14 protein-coding genes and 1 pseudogene are annotated in these 17,008 nt (G+C 72.4%); 6 read left to right on the top strand and 9 right to left on the bottom strand.

Annotated features, from left to right (window positions below):
* Positions 1 to 37: 37 nt before the first annotated feature.
* The 3 genes from MTQ01_RS04750 (at position 38) to MTQ01_RS04740 (ending at position 3,765) form a co-directional block, all read left to right on the top strand.
* Entirely contained in the window at positions 38 to 826 is a 789-nt protein-coding gene (locus MTQ01_RS04750; protein ID WP_247486993.1) for a hypothetical protein, read from the top strand.
* Positions 827 to 1,129: 303 nt separating this feature from the next.
* Complete coding sequence (locus tag MTQ01_RS04745) at positions 1,130 to 1,693, top strand: TIGR03086 family metal-binding protein (protein ID WP_247486992.1); 564 nt, start codon at positions 1,130 to 1,132, stop codon at positions 1,691 to 1,693.
* A 782-nt stretch (positions 1,694 to 2,475) separates the two neighbouring features.
* Complete coding sequence (locus tag MTQ01_RS04740; protein ID WP_247487744.1) at positions 2,476 to 3,765, top strand: Cmx/CmrA family chloramphenicol efflux MFS transporter; 1,290 nt, start codon at positions 2,476 to 2,478, stop codon at positions 3,763 to 3,765.
* Between the two features lie 163 nt (positions 3,766 to 3,928).
* On the opposite strand, the gene MTQ01_RS04735 is transcribed toward MTQ01_RS04740, so the two are convergent.
* Positions 3,929 to 4,198 (bottom strand): DUF4031 domain-containing protein, encoded by a 270-nt coding sequence (locus MTQ01_RS04735; protein WP_247486991.1) that lies wholly within the window; start codon positions 4,196 to 4,198, stop codon positions 3,929 to 3,931.
* A gap of 308 nt (positions 4,199 to 4,506) precedes the next feature.
* Positions 4,507 to 4,752: pseudogene (locus MTQ01_RS04730) on the bottom strand (hypothetical protein); the annotation flags it as partial.
* Between the two features lie 491 nt (positions 4,753 to 5,243).
* Here MTQ01_RS04730 and MTQ01_RS04725 point away from each other — a divergent pair.
* A complete protein-coding gene (locus tag MTQ01_RS04725; RefSeq protein WP_282613312.1) occupies positions 5,244 to 6,167 on the top strand; it encodes a MurR/RpiR family transcriptional regulator in 924 nt (307 codons plus the stop codon).
* Positions 6,168 to 6,387: 220 nt separating this feature from the next.
* Positions 6,388 to 7,314: an N-acetylmuramic acid 6-phosphate etherase gene (murQ, locus tag MTQ01_RS04720; RefSeq protein ID WP_247486990.1), complete on the top strand. Its 927-nt coding sequence runs from the start codon at positions 6,388 to 6,390 to the stop codon at positions 7,312 to 7,314.
* A gap of 208 nt (positions 7,315 to 7,522) precedes the next feature.
* Here murQ and MTQ01_RS04715 read toward each other — a convergent pair whose 3' ends face one another.
* The 5 genes from MTQ01_RS04715 to MTQ01_RS04695 all read right to left on the bottom strand — a co-directional run bounded on the left by MTQ01_RS04715 (position 7,523) and on the right by MTQ01_RS04695 (position 13,062).
* Positions 7,523 to 7,957 (bottom strand): hypothetical protein, encoded by a 435-nt coding sequence (locus MTQ01_RS04715; RefSeq protein ID WP_247486989.1) that lies wholly within the window; start codon positions 7,955 to 7,957, stop codon positions 7,523 to 7,525.
* A gap of 214 nt (positions 7,958 to 8,171) precedes the next feature.
* Positions 8,172 to 9,404, bottom strand: coding sequence for a lipase family protein (locus tag MTQ01_RS04710; RefSeq protein WP_247486988.1), 1,233 nt, complete (start codon positions 9,402 to 9,404; stop codon positions 8,172 to 8,174).
* Positions 9,405 to 9,780: 376 nt separating this feature from the next.
* A complete protein-coding gene (locus MTQ01_RS04705) occupies positions 9,781 to 11,001 on the bottom strand; it encodes a lipase family protein (protein WP_247486987.1) in 1,221 nt (406 codons plus the stop codon).
* A 419-nt stretch (positions 11,002 to 11,420) separates the two neighbouring features.
* Positions 11,421 to 12,275 (bottom strand): MerR family transcriptional regulator, encoded by an 855-nt coding sequence (locus MTQ01_RS04700; RefSeq protein WP_247486986.1) that lies wholly within the window; start codon positions 12,273 to 12,275, stop codon positions 11,421 to 11,423.
* A gap of 37 nt (positions 12,276 to 12,312) precedes the next feature.
* The gene (locus MTQ01_RS04695; protein ID WP_247486985.1) at positions 12,313 to 13,062 is read right to left on the bottom strand and encodes a helix-turn-helix domain-containing protein; all 750 of its coding nucleotides are present in this window, start codon (positions 13,060 to 13,062) and stop codon (positions 12,313 to 12,315) included.
* Positions 13,063 to 13,303: 241 nt separating this feature from the next.
* Between MTQ01_RS04695 and MTQ01_RS04690 the strand changes: the two genes are divergently transcribed.
* Positions 13,304 to 14,296 carry a trans-aconitate 2-methyltransferase gene (locus MTQ01_RS04690; protein WP_247486984.1) on the top strand — a complete coding sequence of 331 codons (993 nt, stop codon included), beginning with the start codon at positions 13,304 to 13,306 and terminating at the stop codon, positions 14,294 to 14,296.
* Between the two features lie 94 nt (positions 14,297 to 14,390).
* Here the strand turns inward: MTQ01_RS04690 and MTQ01_RS04685 are convergent, their stop codons facing one another.
* Positions 14,391 to 14,957 carry a sugar O-acetyltransferase gene (locus tag MTQ01_RS04685; protein ID WP_247487740.1) on the bottom strand — a complete coding sequence of 189 codons (567 nt, stop codon included), beginning with the start codon at positions 14,955 to 14,957 and terminating at the stop codon, positions 14,391 to 14,393.
* Positions 14,958 to 15,333: 376 nt separating this feature from the next.
* Positions 15,334 to 16,827, bottom strand: coding sequence for a sodium:alanine symporter family protein (locus MTQ01_RS04680; RefSeq protein WP_247486983.1), 1,494 nt, complete (start codon positions 16,825 to 16,827; stop codon positions 15,334 to 15,336).
* Between the last annotated feature and the right edge of the window lie 181 nt (positions 16,828 to 17,008).

The following is a 17,008-nucleotide window of genomic DNA, read 5'->3' as shown; positions in this document are numbered from 1 at the left end:
CCCCGGCAGCCCCGCCGGCTTCGGCGACAATGGCCGCATGCCGGCCCAGGACTCCCCCGCACCGCACTCGAACGAACCGCACCCGGTCGAACCGCACTCGGCACAGTCACGCCGAAACGACGGGCGGACCGGTCCCCAGCACCCCCAGCACCCCCGACAGCAGCCGGACGAGCACCCGCGGACGGCGGAGCTGACCGAACGCTGGAACCGGCTGCTGCTCGCCGCACGCGACGACGCGAGCGGCCCTGCCCCCGAGCCGTACGCCCGCGACCTGCTGCGCCGCTGGGCGGAGCCGCAGCGGCGCTACCACACCACCGACCACCTGGCCGCGGTGCTGGACCGCCTCGACGAGCTGGGCCGCGACACCGCCCATGCGGCAGACCCGTGCGCCGTCGAGCTGGCGGCCTGGTTCCACGACGCCCACTACCGCCCGGACCGCAGCGAGAACGAGGAACGCAGCGCCGCCCTCGCCGAACGCGCCCTCCCCGAAGCCGGCGTACCCGACTCCCGCACCACCGAGGTGGCCCGACTGGTGCGGCTCACCGTCACCCACGACCCCGCCCCCGGCGACACCAACGGTGAGGCCCTCTGCGACGCCGACCTCGCCGTACTTGCCGGCACACCCGAGGAGTACGCCCGCTACGCGGCCCAAGTGCGCGAGGAGTACGACTTCGTTCCCGACGACGTCTTCCGCACCGGCCGCGGGAACGTACTGCGCCAACTGCTCGGCCTGCCACGCCTGTACCGCACCCCGCACGGCGCCGAACACTGGGAGGAACGAGCCCGTCACAACCTGCACACCGAGCTGACCCTGCTGCTCGGCTGACCCCGGCCCCCGCCGCCCGGTCCCACGTCCCGGCAACGCCGTTTCGCACCCCGTAGCCAGGGACCCGCGCCGGAGGCGGCACCACTCCGACCCCGGCACGTACCCGCTCCGACACCGAACGTGGCCGCACCCCGCACGGTTCGCCCCGTCGAGCCATTCCATGGGCCCCCGCTGCGGCGCAACCGGGCTTCCCGGCCCGTCCGTACGAGTCGGCCCGCGCACCTTCAGCACCCGGCGAACCCGTCCCGGCCCATCCGTCCGTCCGCGTCGCGGGGCGGCACGAGCGCTGGCACGCTGGAACGCATGGACCTGCTCACCGCACTCGACCGCGGCTTCACCGAATTCGGCCAACGCGTGGAGTACATCGGCGACGACCAGTGGTCCGCCGACACGCCCTGCACCGAGTGGAGCGTGCGCGATCTGGTAAACCACCTGATCGGCGAACACCTGTGGGCGCCCTGGCTGTTGAAGGGCGCCTCCGTCGCGGAGGTCGGCGACCGGTTCGACGGCGACGTCGGCGGCGACGACCCGCGCGGCGCCTGGGAAGCGGCGAGCGCCGTCTCCCAACCCGCGTTCCACCGCCCGGGCGCCCTCGAACTGCGCGTGGACACCACCATGGGCCCGCTCGACGCCGAGGAGTACGGCTGGCAGATGACGATCGACCTCACCGTCCACGCCTGGGACCTGGCCCGAGGCATCGGCGTCGTCGACCGCCTGGACCCGGAACTGGCCGGCGCCCTCCTCGAACGCGTCGCCCCGCAGGCGGAGGAGTGGCAGGGCCACGGCATCTTCGCCCCACCCGTGAAGGTCCCCGCCGACGCCCCCGCCCAGGACCAACTCGTAGCCCTCCTCGGCCGCACCCCGTAACTCCTGCCCCAGGGCCAACCGTGCGGGGAGCAGACGCAGTTGCCCAGACCCACCTGCGAACCGAAGGACCCATCCCCGTGCGCGCGGGGATGGGTCGATCACTCCGCCCTCGGCGTCGCGGATGAGGGGTCCATCCCCGGGCGCGCGGGGAGCAGCATGTTTCCCGCGGGAAACACGGAAGCCGTCGGGGCCCATCCCCGCGTGCGTCGGGAGCAGTCCCGCCCCCGACGGCGTCTGGCCAAGCCGGTCCATCCCCACGTGTGCGGGGAGCAGCGGCTGTAGCCCAGCCGCTCCAGGAACTCCCAGGGCCCATCCCCGCGTACGCGTGGAGCAGCGGGGCCCATTCGATTTCCCAGTCGACGCACTGGGTCCATCCCCGCGTGTGCGGGGAGCAGCTGGGAGCGTTGTTCCGCATGCGTCACCACCGGGGTCCATCCCCGCGTGTGCGGGGAGCAGTGTTGGTGAGGTGGGGTTCTAGTCGGCGGTGGGGCCGTGCTGAGCAACTATTGGAGAAACGGACATTTCCCCTCCCGTCGGCGGTCGTTGGCGTCACGGTACGCGGGTTCGCCGTCGTCGTGAGGTGGGTTTCGTGACGGAGTCCGACACGTCTGCGCCGTGACGGGCGGCGACTGCGGGCGGGCGGTCGTCGGGGCGAGGCCCGCACCTTGGGTGACCGGACGGGTACGTCGGGCGATTCACTCCCGGGGTGGGAATGCTCCTGCGGGGGCGGTGCGTTGGTTCCGGGTGTGACCACCGAGATCTCCCCTGCCCCGCCCTTCCGCATTCCTGCCGCCGTCTATGTCCTCGGGCTGTCCGTGTTCGCGCTGGGCACCAGTGAGTTCATGCTTTCCGGGCTGCTTCAGCCGTTGGCGCGCGATCTGGACGTGAGCATTCCGCAGGCGGGTTATCTCGTGTCGGCGTTCGCGGTCGGCATGGTGGTGGGCGCTCCGCTGTTGGCCGCGGCGACGCTGCGGCTGCCGAGGCGTACGACCCTGGTGGCGTTGCTCGCGGTGTTCGGGCTCGGACAGGTGGCGGGTGCGCTGGCGCCGACGTACGGCGTGCTGTTCGCGAGTCGGGTGGTGAGTGCGCTCGCCTGCGCCGGCTTCTGGGCCGTGGGTGCGGCGGTGGCGATCTCGCTCGTTCCGGTGAACGCGCGGGCCAGAGCGATGGCCATCATGGTCGGCGGTCTGAGCGTGGCCAACGTCTTCGGGGTGCCGGCCGGTGCCTTCGTGGGTCAGCACTGGGGCTGGCGGGCGGCTTTCTGGGCAGTGGCGGTGCTGGCGGCGATAGGGCTGGTCGGCGTGCTCACGGTGGTGCCCAGCACCAAGCCGCCGACCGGCGCGGACCGGCCCGTGCTCCGCCGCGAGCTGCGGATCTACGCCGACCGCCAGGTGTGGTTGGCGGTCGCGATCACCGCGTTGAACGCCGCAGCCGTGTTCGCGCTCTTCTCCTACCTCTCGCCGCTGCTCACCGATGTTGCGGGCCTGGCGGAGAGTTGGGTTCCGACGGTGCTGGCGCTGTTCGGAGTGGGGGCGCTGATCGGTACGTTCATCGGCGGACGCGTGGCGGACGCCCATCTGTTCGGCACGATGTATCTGGGGATAGCCGCCTCCGCCGTCGTGCTCGGGCTGCTGGCGATCACGGCGAGCAACCCAGTGGCGGCCGTGACCCTGTCGTTGCTGCTGGGCGTGACGGCGTTCTTCACCGCGCCGGCCATCAACGCCCGGATGTTCAACGTCGCGGGGGCCGCGCCGACGCTGGCGGGCGGTACGACCACGGCGTCGTTCAACATCGGCAACACCGTGGGCCCCTGGCTCGGCGGCCTGGTGATCAGCGCGAACCTCGGCTACCGCGCCGTGGCCTGGACGGGCGCCCTGCTCGCGGTGCTCGCGCTCGCCGGGACCGCGCTCGCCTCGCGCCTCCACCGCTCCGAGGGCGACTCGAGCGGCCACCACCACTCGGAGGTCGTCGCGGCCTCCGAGCAGCAGCGGTCGGTCGGGGCGACCGACGCTGCCGGGGAAGCGGTGCCGAGCGAGGCGGACGCGAGCGGCGCCGAGCGAATACGCAGCTGACGCACGACTGAACGCCTCGATCCGCGCGGCCTCACCCACCCCCGCAGGAGCATCCGCGGCGTACGAGTAGCTGCGGCGCCCTACCGCGGGTGACCGCGTACGAGCCCGGCGCCGTACGACGACCGCGGGCTCAGGGGCGCGGCGGACCCAGGGGTGCACGGGTTCAGGCGTGGGGGCGGCCTTTGGGGCGGCGGAGGCCGGCGGCGGTGAGCCGGCGCACCAGCTCCTTGCTGCCCACCTCGACAGCGCCCAGCCGTACGGCGTCGGGGTGGCGGGAGGCCGGTACGTCGTAGTGGTCCCGGTCGAACGCCCTTCTCGGCGCGCCGAGTTCGGCGGCGAATCGGTGCAGCTCCTCGTAGGAGACATCGCTGACCAGGTGCGACCAGAGCGTTCCGTGGCCGGGCCACTCGGGCGGGTCGATGTAGAGCGTCACGCCCCGCTCCCGGGCTGTTCCGTGCGGGCGCCGAGTCGGCCCACCGGTGCGACGGCGGTGGCGGTGCGGGCGCACACCCAGTGCGGGTCCTCGCCGAGTTCGGGCTCGACGTCCAGCGCGTGCGGGCCCTCGCCGCCGTACGGGTCGGGCTGCGGATCGGTGTGCGCGTGCGGATGCGCGTCGGGCATCCCGTACAGATCCGCTGTGGGCTCAGCTCCGTGCGACCCGTGCCCCGACCCGTGCGCACCGCCCGAACGCTGGTCGCCCGACCGCGAACCGCCCGGGTGCGGGCCGGTAGAGGGTGCTTGGTCACCGTCGCCGCAGAGCGGGCAGAGCGGCCAGCGCCCGTAGCGGTCCAGCAGCGCGTCCTGTACGTCCTGGGCGACCAGGCCGGGGACGAACTTCGCTCCTTCGGGCCACTGTTCGACCCACCAGCGACGGTGCGCCACCGCCTCCTCCACCAGCGAGACGGTCTCCGCGTCGGCCACCTCGGCGGTGGTGAGATCGGCCAGGATCAGCGCCCGCGCGGTGTGCAGTGCCTCTTCCAACTCCATCGGTCCATTGCACCAGACACGCGGGCCGAGCAGCCCGGATCGGTTCCACAAAGCCGGTCCGCGCTCTTGACGCACGCCACGACCGGAAATACTTTCCGCCCATGAGCGGTCGAATGAAGGAAAGTTTCTCCAGTGCGGGCCGCGGCGCCCCGGGCGGCGGTCCGTCCCAGCCTGCGCGCCAGGTCGGCCCGGGGACGAGCGCGGGCGCGCGCGGCCCAGCGGCCCAGCGCGGGCCGAGCGCCCCCTCCGGCCAGGCAGGTCCGGCAGCCCAGGCAGGTCCGGCAGCCCAGGCGGGTGCGGGGCAGGCCGGCGGCGCGGGGGCGGCGTACGCACAGGACGCCCGGAATCCGGGGACACCTCCGCACCAGGGCGGGCCGGCCGGGCACCAGGGCCGGGCGACCGGGCAGAGCGGGGCCGCCGGGCACCAGGGAGGGGCGGCGGGAGGGCCCGGTTTCCAGGCCGGTTTCCAGCCCGGTGCCCAGCAGGGCCGGCTGCGGCAGCCGCAGGGCGTGCGCGCTCCGGAGGCCCGGCAGACTCCCCCGGACCCGGGGGCGCTCGCCGCCAAGGTGCGCACTCTCGCGCCTTCGATGACGCGCTCCATGCAGCGGGTCGCCGAGACCGTCGCGGCCGACCCGGCGGGCTGCGCCGCGCTCACCGTGACGGGTCTGGCCGAGCGCACCGGCACCAGTGAGGCCACCGTCGTCCGCACCTCGCGGCTGCTCGGGTATCCCGGCTACCGCGATCTGCGTCTGGCGCTCGCCGGGCTCGCCGCGCACCAGGCGTCGGGGGCGGCGCCCGCCGTGACCGCGGACATCGCGGTGGACGATCCGATGACCGACGTCATCGCCAAGCTCGCCCACGACGAGCGCCAGTCGCTGGCGGACACCGCCGCGACTCTCGACCCCACCCAGGTCGAGGCGGCCGTCTCCGCGCTGGCGACCGCGCGAAGAATCGACGTGTACGGGGTCGGCGCCTCCGGGCTCGTCGCCCAGGACCTGGTGCAGAAGCTGCTGCGCATCGGCCTGCTCGCCCAGGCGCACAGCGATCCGCACCTGGCGGTGACCAACGCCGTGCAGCTGCGTGCGGGGGACGCAGCTCTGGCGATCACCCACTCCGGGCGCACGGTCGACGTCATCGAGCCGCTGCGGACCGCCTTCGAGCGCGGTGCCACCACCATGGTGATCACCGGGCGGCCGGACGGCGAGATATGCAGCTACGCCGATCTGGTCCTGACCACTTCGACGGGGCGCGAGAGCGAGCTGCGGCCCGCGGCGATGTCCAGTCGCACCGGTCAACTCCTCGCGGTGGACTGCCTGTTCATCGGGGTGGCGCAGCAGACGTACGAGACGGCGGCGCCCGCGCTGTCCGCCTCCTACGAGGCGCTCGCACACCGCCACTCCCCCACCACCCGTTGATCATCCGTCCGCACCCGCCATCCGCCGCGGCCGTCCGCGCGGCGCGGCCGACCGCCCCGTGTGCCGGCGCACGCACCCCGGCGCGGTTCCCAACGGGCACTCGGGCCCCGGCCGCACCGCGCACCGCGGCGCACTCCATCCGCCCACCACCACGCCCGTACGCACTGACCGCGCCGACCGACCATCAGACCCGGACCTGTACGGAAAGAGCCGCTCCAGCATGACGTCCTACAACGAGCTGCGCGCGCAGCTCGACACACTCGCCACCGAAAGCTTCCGTCCCGAGCTCGCCGAGATCGACCGACTGCCCACGCTGGAGATCGCGCGGGTGATGAACCGCGAGGACAGCACGGTGCCCGACGCCGTCGCCACCCAACTCCCCGTGATCGCCCGCGCGATCGACGGTGCCGCGGCCAGAATGGCCGAGGGAGGGCGGTTGATCTACGCGGGTGCGGGCACCGCCGGGCGACTGGGCGTGCTGGACGCCAGTGAGTGCCCGCCGACGTTCAACACCGACCCCTCGGAGGTGCTCGGCCTCATCGCGGGCGGACCGAGCGCCCTCGTCTCCGCGGCCGAAGGGGCGGAGGACAGCGCCGAGTTGGCGGCGGAGGACCTGGTCTCGCTGGGTCTGTCGGCCAAGGACACCGTGGTCGGCGTCTCCGCCTCGGGCCGCACCCCGTACGCGGTCGGTGCGGTGAGCCACGCGCGGAGCGCGGGCGCGCTCACCGTCGGGGTGTCCGGCAACCCGGGCTCGGCGCTGGGCCGGGCCGCCGAGCACGCCGTCGAGGTGGTCACCGGGGCCGAACTCATCACCGGCTCCACCCGGTTGAAGGCAGGCACCGCGCAGAAGCTGGTGCTGAACATGATCTCGACCATCACCATGATTCGGCTGGGCAAGACCTACGGGAACCTGATGGTGGACGTACGGGCGTCCAACGAGAAGCTCCAGGCCCGCTCACGCCGTATCGTCGCGCTGGCGACCGGCGCGGAGGACAGCGAGATCGAGCGCGCGCTCGCGGCGACGGACGGCGAGGTCAAGAACGCCATTCTGATGCTGCTCGGCGAGGTCGACGGCGCGACCGCGGCGCGGCTGCTCTCGGAGCACCGCGGCCATCTGCGCGCGGCCCTGGTCGGCGCACTGAAGTGACGCCGGTGCGGGCACGCCGTCGGCACGTGCCCCGCCCCTGACCCCGTCCCCAACCGCGGGGCCGGGCGGGGCGTCACGGCACGGACGGGACGAACGGCACGGCGGCACGGCACGGGCGGCACTGCGCCGGCCGTACGGTGCAGTGCGTGCAGTGCGTGCAGTGCGTGCAGTGCGTGCAGTGCGTGCAGTGCAGTGCGGTGCGTGCGGCTCAGTCCGGGAGGTACCCGGTCTCGGGGTCGATCTGCTCCAGGAACTCCCGTATCTCCTCGCGGAGTTGGTCCTCGCTCAGCCCGGACGCACCGTGCAGGGCGGTGGTGAAGCCGTAGTCCGGGTTCCGCCCGCTGATCCAGTCGAAGTCGTAGATCCCGCGCGCTCCGGGGCGCCTCCGGACGAGGAACGTCTCGCCGTCCACGACCAGCTTCACCGTGCCCCGCCGCTGCCCGCCGGCCCTCCCGGCAGCCGCCCTGGCCGCCTTCCCGGACGGTCGGTTGCTCGCCGGGGTCCGGGCAGCGCTCTGCGCGGAGGTCCTGGGCGAGGCGTCCACAGAGGGCGTCGTCGCAGCGCTCTCGGGCGGCTTCTCGGCACTCTCGGGCGGCTTCTCGGACGCGGTCTTCGCCGCGTCCCTGGCGGGGCGTCGGGGCATACGGCCAGCCTGCCAGTACGGCGAGGAGGGCGCCCACCGGTTTTCGGCGGACGCCCTCCTCGCTCGGGTCGTGCCCGCGTCAGCTGCCCGACGCGGTTCGCGCTTCAGTCGGCACGGCGCTCCGGCTCCCGCCCTGAGGACTCGCGCCCTGAGGGCTCAGGTCCAGTGGACTCGCGTCCGGTGGACTCGTGCCCCGCGGACTCGCGCACTGCGCTCAGCAGTTGGACGGTGCCTGCTTGCCCTTCAGCACGCCCTCCAGCCACAGGAACGTACGCGGGAAGCTCGCGATCGCGCCGCCGATGTGCGTCGGGCCGAGGTTCGGCTTGAACTCGACCGTCGCGCCCTTGGCGCACCAGTCGGCCTTCAGCTCCTTGCCGAGCTTGAACGGGATGACGTCGTCGAGTCGGCTGTGGTTGATCAGCACCGGAACCTCGGGCTTGCGCTCACCGATCTTCTGCTCGTCGATGATCGCCTTCCACCGCGGTTCCTTCAGGTACTCGGTGATCGGCTTGCCGTTGGCGGTGAGCTTGCTGCTGTCCCGCAGGCCGAGGGTGGCGACGGCCTCGATGGTGCAGGCCTGCTTGACCTTGGTGAGGTAGTCCCGGCCCTTGTCGTTGAGGTACTCGTCGGTGTCGATGTCGTTGCCCGCGGCGAGCCCGACGATGGCGTAGCCGAGGAAGGCCGAGTACAGACTCTTGTCCAGGTTCTCCGCGACGGTCGAGAGGTCGCTCGGCACCGCGCCGACGGCCGCGCCCCTGATGTCGAGCTCGGGTGCGTACTCCGGGGCGAGTTCGGCCGCGGCAGCGGCGCCGCCACCGCCCTGGGAATAGCCGGTGATCGCGACCGGACCGTTGGCGGGGAGGTTCGCTCCGGGCAGCGACTGCGCCGCCCGCACGACGTCCAGTACGGCGTTCCCGGAGACCTCGCGGTTGATGTACGTGTGGTCGCCGGGCGTGCCCAGGCCCTCGTAGTCGGTCATCGCGACGGCATAGCCGCGGGCGATGAGGCCCTTGATGAAGATGCCCTCGTACTCGGTGCCGTTGGAGAGCTGGCGGGAGGGTGCGCAGTGGTCGCCGATGCCCTGCGTACCGGCGGCGTAGCTGATCAGGGGGCGCTCGCCGTCGCCCTTCCACGCCTTGCGCGGGGTGATGACGGTGCCGGTGACGGCGATGCCCTCGCCGTTGCCGTCGGTGGTGCGGTACATCAGGCGGTGGACGTCGGCGTCGACCTTGATGGCCTTCAGCGGGTCCAGGTAGTACGTCGAGGGTTCCGACCGGATCAACTCACCGTTCTTGGTGGGGAGTTCGACGGGCGGCTCGTAGAAGGGCGGTCGCTCCTCCGCATGGGCTGCGGGGGCGCCCGCGAGGCCGAACGACGCTGCCGTGGCGACGAGCGCGAGTCCTGCGGTCGTCCGGCGGAGTCGACTGCCGTGGCGGGGTGGCTTCACTGACACTCCTGAGGGTGGCGGCTCGAACAGCACCTTACTTCTGAGTAAGGCTTCTTGAGAGTGCGTCGCGTTGACGCTTCCGTCAATAGAACTGACAGCAGAGCTTCTCAATTACCGTTCACTCTGCATTCCGCTGACAACGACCGCGGCCAAAACCCGCACCGGGGTGCGTCGACAGTCGGGACCGTCACCCACTCATTGCACTTCACCGCCCCTCGCCCACCCACCGCACTTCGCCCCGCCCGCCGCTCTCCCCGACACTCGCCCACCGTTCGCGACCCGGCGCCCGTCCTCGAAACAGCGGAGCAACGGAACAGCGGAACCGGGCCCCGTCGACGACGACGGGGCCCGGCCACTCAGCTGCTCGGCTGCCTGGTCAGCAGCTCGACGGCGCGGGCAGACCCGCGAACCTGCCCTCCAGCCAGGTCAGCACTCCGGGGAAGCCGAAGACCGCACCCGACACATGGTTGGGCGCCACATTGGGCTTGTGCTTCACCGTGGTGCCACCGGCGCACCAGTCCGCCTTCAGCCCCTGACCGACCTCGAAGGGGATCACCTCGTCGAAGCGGCTGTGGTTGATCAACATCGGGAAGCCCGGGGGCCGTTCGCCGATCGCCTGCTCCGCGACCACTCCGGCCCACGGCTCCTCGGTCATGATCTGCGCGAGCGAACGCCCGTCCACGGTGAGGTCCTCGCTCCGCACTCCCTGGTGCGCGTCCTGCATCTCGCCGTTGCACAGCGTCTCGGCGTCCTTGGCGAACTTCTTGCCCGCGTCGTTCAGATACGAGTCGAGATCGATGTCGTAGCCGGCCGCGAGTCCGACGACGGCGTAGCCGAGGAAGCCGACCTTGTCCGAACCGTCGAGGTTCTCCACCAGCGCGTCGAGGGTCGCCGGCGGCGCTCCGGCCGAGGCGCCCCGGATGTCCAACTCCGGTGCGTAGGTGGCCGCGAGCTCCGCCGCGGAGGCCGAGGCCCCGCCGCCCTGCGAGTAGCCGACCAGCCCCACCGGGCCGTTGTCCGGCAGCTTCGCCTCCGGCAGGCGCTGGGCGGCCCGTACGACGTCCAGCATCGCGTTGCCGGTCGCCTCGCGGTTGACGTAGGTGTGCACGCCCGGTGTGCCGCCGCCCTCCATGTCGCTGACGGCCACGGCGTAGCCGCGCAGCAGCAGCGCCTGCACCAGAGCCGCCTCGATCGCGGTGCCCTCGGCCATCTGCCGGGAGGCCGCGCACTGGTCGCCGACGCCGAGCGTGCCGAAGGTGTATCCGACGATCGGCCGCTCCCCCTTGCCGATCCACGGGGTGTTCGGAGTGAGCACGGTGCCGGTGACGGCGAGCGGTTCGCCCCGGCCGTCGGTGCTGCGGTACATCACGCGGTGGACGTCGGCGGGCACCTTCAGCGCCTTGTTCGGATCGAGGTACACCTCGGCCGGCTCGGTTCGGATCACCTCCCCGTTGCCCGCGGGGAGTTCGGCGGGCGGCTCGTAGAACGGTGGGCGTTCCTCAGCGTGGGCGGCGGGTGCGGCGACAAGACCGAACGAGGCGGCGGTGGCCAGCATCAGACCTGTCGCCCACATGCGGCGAAGTGTGCGGGACTTCACGGGCACTCCCTGTGGGGGTCGCGACTCTGAGCGAACCTACGCAACAGTAGGTTCTGGCTTGGAGAATGCGATCGCCGTGAAGGCGTGTCAATGAGACGGAAGGCGCCGGTTTCCCCGACGGCGTGCACGGTGGGCCGACACGACAACCGGCCGGCGGACAGCAGGGCCGAACACTCACCCCGGTGAGTGTTCGGCCGAGCCGCACTGCGCAACCGCCCGCACGGCTGCGGGAGTTGGATCATCGCCGACGCCCGTGCGGGTGGTGACGCACTGTCACCGCCCGCACGGTCCTGCTGCACGACCGGACCACGCGGAGCCGGACCACCCCGAGCCGGACCTCGCCGAGCCGGACCACGCCGGGCCGGACCTCGTCGGGGCCGCGTGCGCCGCGGAGCCGGACCGCCCCGCGAAGGTTCGACTCAGCCCTCGTCGGCCCTGCGGACCGGCTCCTGGAGTTCGGTCACCCAGTTCTCGGTGCCGCCCTCCGCCGCCAGCGTCACCTCCCGCGCGATCCCGAGCGATCGGTAGCCGTTCGCCTCGATCCAGTGCCCGAGCCGCTGAAGCGTCGGCAGCACCTCGTCCATCGACCCCCGGTGGACCACGGTCGCCGCGCTCTCCATCGCGGGCAGCTCCACCACCTCGAAGCCGTACGCCCCGTCCGACCCGTACGCCCCGCGCGCCCCGCCTGTGACCGGCATCGCGACGTGCACCCGTACCGGGCCCGACTCGCCCTCGCCCGCACGCGCGTACCGCGCGACCCCCGGCCCGGCCGGCCTCAACCCGGCCCGCTCCAGCTCCCCGCACAGCTGCCGGAACAGCGGCCCGACCACCGGGCCGATGTACTGAGGCAGCAACTCCTCGGCCTCGGCGGACAGTTGGGCCACCCGCTGGGCCGGGATCCGCTTGACCACCACATCGTCGACAGGCATGACGCCCTCGCTCTCGATCGTTCGGAGCCTCGCCTCGACCCGCAGGAGCCGGTCCGTGTCCGCCGCCACCGCCGCCGCCAGCTGCGCACGGCGCAGCCGGAGCATCGCGCGCAGCTCGACCGCCGCCACCTCCTCGTCCAGCATCTCCGCGATCTCGCGGAGCCCGAACCCGAGCTCGCGCAACGCGATCACCCGGTTCAGACGGGCGAGCTGGCCGGCCGTGTAGGAGCGGTAGCCGGTGAACTCGTCGACCCTGGCGGGCCGCAGCAGACCGACGGCGTCGTAGTGCCGCAGCATCCGCACCGACACACCGCCGTACTTGGCGAAATCTCCGATACTCAACATGACGGGTCCCAGCCGACCGGCTCACACCGTGTGAGAGTCAACGCGAGCCCGCCTCGGACTCCGCCCCGCGGCCCGATCCGCGCTCCGAACCACGGCCCGCCTCGCGCGGTTTGGCGCTCACGTGGATCCGCTCGCCCTGCTGCCCGAAGAGGCTCAGCAGCTCCACCGGCTCACCGTCGGCGCTCCCGAACCAGTGCGGCAGCCGGGTGTCGAACTCGGCGGCCTCGCCCGGGCCCATCGTCAGATCGTGCTCCGCGAGTACGAGTCGCAGCCGCCCCGCGAGCACGTACAGCCACTCGAACCCCTCGTGGGTCATCGGCGTCGGCTCGCTCCGCTCCCCCGGCAGCACCATCTTGTACGCCTGCAACCCGCCCGGCTGCCGGGTCAGATGGACGACCGTACGGCCGCCGGCGAACTGCTGGGCGCGCAGCCGCACCCGCGGATCACCGGTCTCCGGTGCGCCGACCAGCTCGTCGAGCGGTACCCGGTGTGCGTGTGCCAGCGGCAGCAGCAGCTCCAGACTGGGTCGCCGCAGACCCGACTCCAGCCGGGACAGCGTGCTCTTGGAGATGCCGGTGGCCTCCGAGAGGTCGGCGAGCGAGAGGTCGCGCTCCTGTCGCAGCGCCCGCAGTCGCGGGCCCACCCGGGACAGCACCGCGTCGAACTCCGGCTCGGCGGCGGATGCGGCGGCGGATGCGGTCGCCGGGCCCTCCGGCCCGTCGGCGGCCTCGCCGCCGTGCGGGTGCGGGTGGCGGCGCGGGGAGTGCGGGGCGTCGTGTCGTGGCATCCCTCCATGAGACGACGTCGTTGCCGGATCGGCAACGTTTCTTGCCGAAACCGGTCGGTCGGCCGCACCCTCCCCGTATCGGCACCACACGACTCGACCCACCACCGCCGCACCACCCAGCACGCGCACCCGCGCCGCCACCCGCACGGACACGGGCCCCCGCACGGGCACGGGCACGACCCAGCGCCGGCACCACGCGCATCGACCGACCCATTCCGCACCACCAAACCCAGGAGCACCCATGACAGCCGAGCACACCCCGGGACAGGAACAGGCACACCACCCGCACGGAGACGGAGCCGCCCACGAGCACGGACAGACACCCGGCCGGGACCACGCCCACGCGCACACCCACGCGCACGGCCACGGCCACGGGTCCGGCGAGGAGCCGGACTGGGAGGCGATGGCCGACATGCTGGTCCAGGAAGCGCAGCTCCAGGCGGACGGCGTACGCCGAAGCGCCCGCTGGCTGGGCGAGTTGCTCGGGGAGCGCGCCGCGCGGGTGGGCCGGGCGCTCGACGTCGGCAGCGGGCCCGGGGTCAACACCGCCGTGCTGGCGCAGGAGTTCGCGAACGCGGAGGTGGTGGCGGTGGACGGCACACCCGCGCTGCTGGACCACGCCCTGCGGCAGGCCCGCGCAGCGGGAGTCGGCGACCGGGTGACGACGCTGCACGCCGAACTCCCGGGCGACTTCCCGGCGTTGGGGCGCGCCGATCTGATCTGGACGAGCCATGTGGTCCACCACATCGGGGACCAGCAGGCGGCGCTCGCCTCCCTCGGCGAGGCGCTCCGGCCCGGTGGGCTGCTCGCCGTCGCGGAACGCGGCCTGCCCCTGCGGTACCTGCCCAGGGACATCGGCATCGGCCGGCCCGGTCTGCTGACCCGGCTGGAGGCGGTGCGCGAGGAGTGGTTCAGCAGGATGCGGGCCGAACTGCCCGGCTCCACAGACGTCGTCGAGCACTGGCCGGCGCTGCTCTCCGGCGCCGGCCTCCTGCCGATCGGCAGCCGCACCTTCCTGGTCGAGGCGCCGACGCCGCTGGCCGAGCCGGCGAGGCAGCATCTGTACGCGCTGCTCTCGCGGGCCCGCGAGACTCTCGCCGAGGATCTGGACGCCGAGGACCTGACGACGCTCGACCGGCTGCTCGACCGGGACGCGGCAGAGGGCATCCTGCACCGCCCGGACGCCTTCTACCTCACCGCCACCACCGTGCACACCGCCACCGCGCCGGCCTGACGCGGGCGTCGGCCCGTACGGCACCGTGGCCGGGCAGGGCTCGCCGCGTCCCGCAGGGCGGCGCGGCGAGCCCGCGGGCCGGTACCGCCGCTGCTCACGAGGGCGTCGGGAACTCGCCCTCGTGGGCGGGGAGTTCGCGGACCACCCGGGCCGGATTGCCAACGGCGACGACGTTCGGCGGCAGATCGCGCACCACCACCGAGCCGGCACCGACCACGGTGTTCTCGCCGATCGTCACCCCGGGGCAGACGATCACGCCGCCGCCCAGCCAGACGTTGTCGCCCAGGGTGATCGGCTTGGCGCCCTCCCACTTGTTCCGCCGCGGCTCCGCCTCCAGCGGATGGATCGGCGTCAGCAGCTGTACGTTCGGGCCGATCTGCACGTCCTCGCCGATCGTGATGGGCGCGCAGTCCAACAGCACCGCACCGAAGTTGATGAACGTCCGCGCGCCGATGGTGATGTGCGTCCCGTAGTCCACCCGGAACGGGGCGCGTACGGCGACGTCCTCGCCGAGTCCGCCGAGCAGCTCGGCCAGGATCTTGCCGCGCCCCTCGCGGTCCAGCGCGTCCGCGGTGTTGAAGCGCTCGCTCAGCACGGCCGCCCGTTCCGCCTCGGCGATCAACTCAGGGTCGTCGGCGAGGTACCACTCGCCGGCGAGCATGCGCTCCTTCTGACTGCTCAACCCGAACTCCTCTTCTCGGCCCGTCGGTTGCGGGCACCGCTGCACCGCAGAACGGGACCGCCACCGCGTTGTCCTGCGAATTCGTGAAGTACCCGGCGGCCACGGCGACAAACTCCACCGCGGTACGCCGCACCCACCCGTGTGCACGGCACTCCCGCACCGCCCGACCCCCGGCCCGAGCAGGCCGCCCGCCCCTCGGCCCGAGCACGCGGACCGCGCACGTCGGCGCGACCGCCGGCCCGCGCACGCGGCACGCGGACCGGAGCACACCCCGGAACGCGTCTGCCGCGGACGCGCCTGCGGGCGGGCACCCGGCAGAGAGCCGGACGCGCCGCCCGCGGTCGGTCCGTCGTGATCAACCGCCGGTGGGAGCCGACTCCTTGGCGAGCGGATCGTCGTCGCCGCCCCGGGAGTCCCGGGAGCCCTCCGCCGCACCGGCCTCGGCCGGCTCCCAGCACTCCACGCCGGTCAGCCCCGGAATCCGGTCGCGGGTGAAGACCGGGTCGAGCCCGAGCCTGCGCTGGGCCGTGTAGTCGTCGAGCAGTCGGAAGGCGATGGCCGAGAGCGGCAGGATCGCCAGCAGGTTGACCAGGACCATGCTGCCCATGGTGATGTCGGCGAGGTTCCAGACCAGCGAGACCGAGCCCATCGCGCCGAGCACCGTGCAGACGACGACCACCACTCGGTAGCCGGTCATCACCGTGCGGCTCCCGGTCATGAACTCGATGTTGGATTCGCCGTAGTAGTAATTGCCGATCATGGAGCTGAAGGCGACCATGAAGACCACCACGGTCAGCGCGTGTCCGGCCCAGGCGCCGAGGGAGTCGCTGAACGCGGTCTGGGTGACGTCCGCGCCGCCCCGCTCACCGAGCGTCGGGTTGGCGCTCAGGATGATGAACGCCGTCATCGAGCAGACGATCCAGGTGTCCACGTAGACGCCGAGGGTCTGCACGAGACCCTGCTTGACCGGGTGGGTGGTCTCGGCAGCGGCGGCGGCGTTCGGCGCGGAGCCCATGCCCGCCTCATTGGAGAACATCCCGCGGCGCACGCCCTGGAGGATCGCCGTGCCGACGGCGCCGCCCGCGACCTCGCGGACGCCGAACGCGCCACCGACGATGTCGGCGAGCATGGCCGGGATCTGGCCGACGTTGATCACCACGATGACCATGCCGATGAGCAGGTAGAAGCCGACCATCACCGGAATGAAGATCTGGGTGACCTTCGCGATGCGCTTGACGCCGTAGAAGACCGACAGCGCCAGCAGCACCGCCAGCACCACACCGAGCCCGAAGGTGAACCAGTGGCTGTCCGAACCGTCGCCGAGCGAACCCTGGGTGGCCACGGTGATGGTGTTGGACTGCACCGCGGTGAGCACGAAACCGAAGGTCACGGTGATCAGCACCGCGAACAGCACACCGAGCCAGCGCTTCCCCAGCGCCCGTTCCATGTAGTACGCGGGACCGCCGCGGAAGGTGCCCGGCTCCTTGCCGCGCGCCTTGTACAGCTGCGCCAGCACGGACTCCACGAAGGAGGAGGCGCCGCCGATCAGCGCCATCATCCACATCCAGAACACCGCCCCCGCGCCGCCGAGCGTGATGGCGGTGGCGACACCGGCGATGTTGCCGGTGCCGATGCGGGCGGCGGCGGAGATGGTGAACGCGCCGAAGGGGCTGACCCCGCCCTCCGTCGGCTTGTCCTTGAAGACCCGGAACATCTCCGGGATCAGCCGCAGCTGCACGGCCCTGGATCGAAAGGTGAACCACAGTCCGGCGATCGCGACGAGCGGGATCAGCAGATAGGTCCAGAAGGCGTCGTTGATGTCGACGACGAGGGAGTCGAGCGTTTCCATGCGGGGGGTGCGTCCGTCCTCGGGTGCATCGGGCAGGCCCCGACCGGACGGCTGGAACGGCACGCGTCGCGCGCCGCCCCGGAGCGCCCTCCGAGGCAAAACCCTCGGAGGTTAACCGCGGGTTTCCGCCGGTGAACAGCCGACCCGGCGGTGCGGAATGTCACACGGCGCCGAGTGGCCG

This window comes from Streptomyces sp. XM4193 (genome assembly GCF_023072595.1).
Classification (GTDB): domain Bacteria; phylum Actinomycetota; class Actinomycetes; order Streptomycetales; family Streptomycetaceae; genus Streptomyces.
The sequence above is the reverse complement of the archived record's forward strand: the minus strand, read 5'-3'. Positions and strand labels throughout refer to the sequence as shown.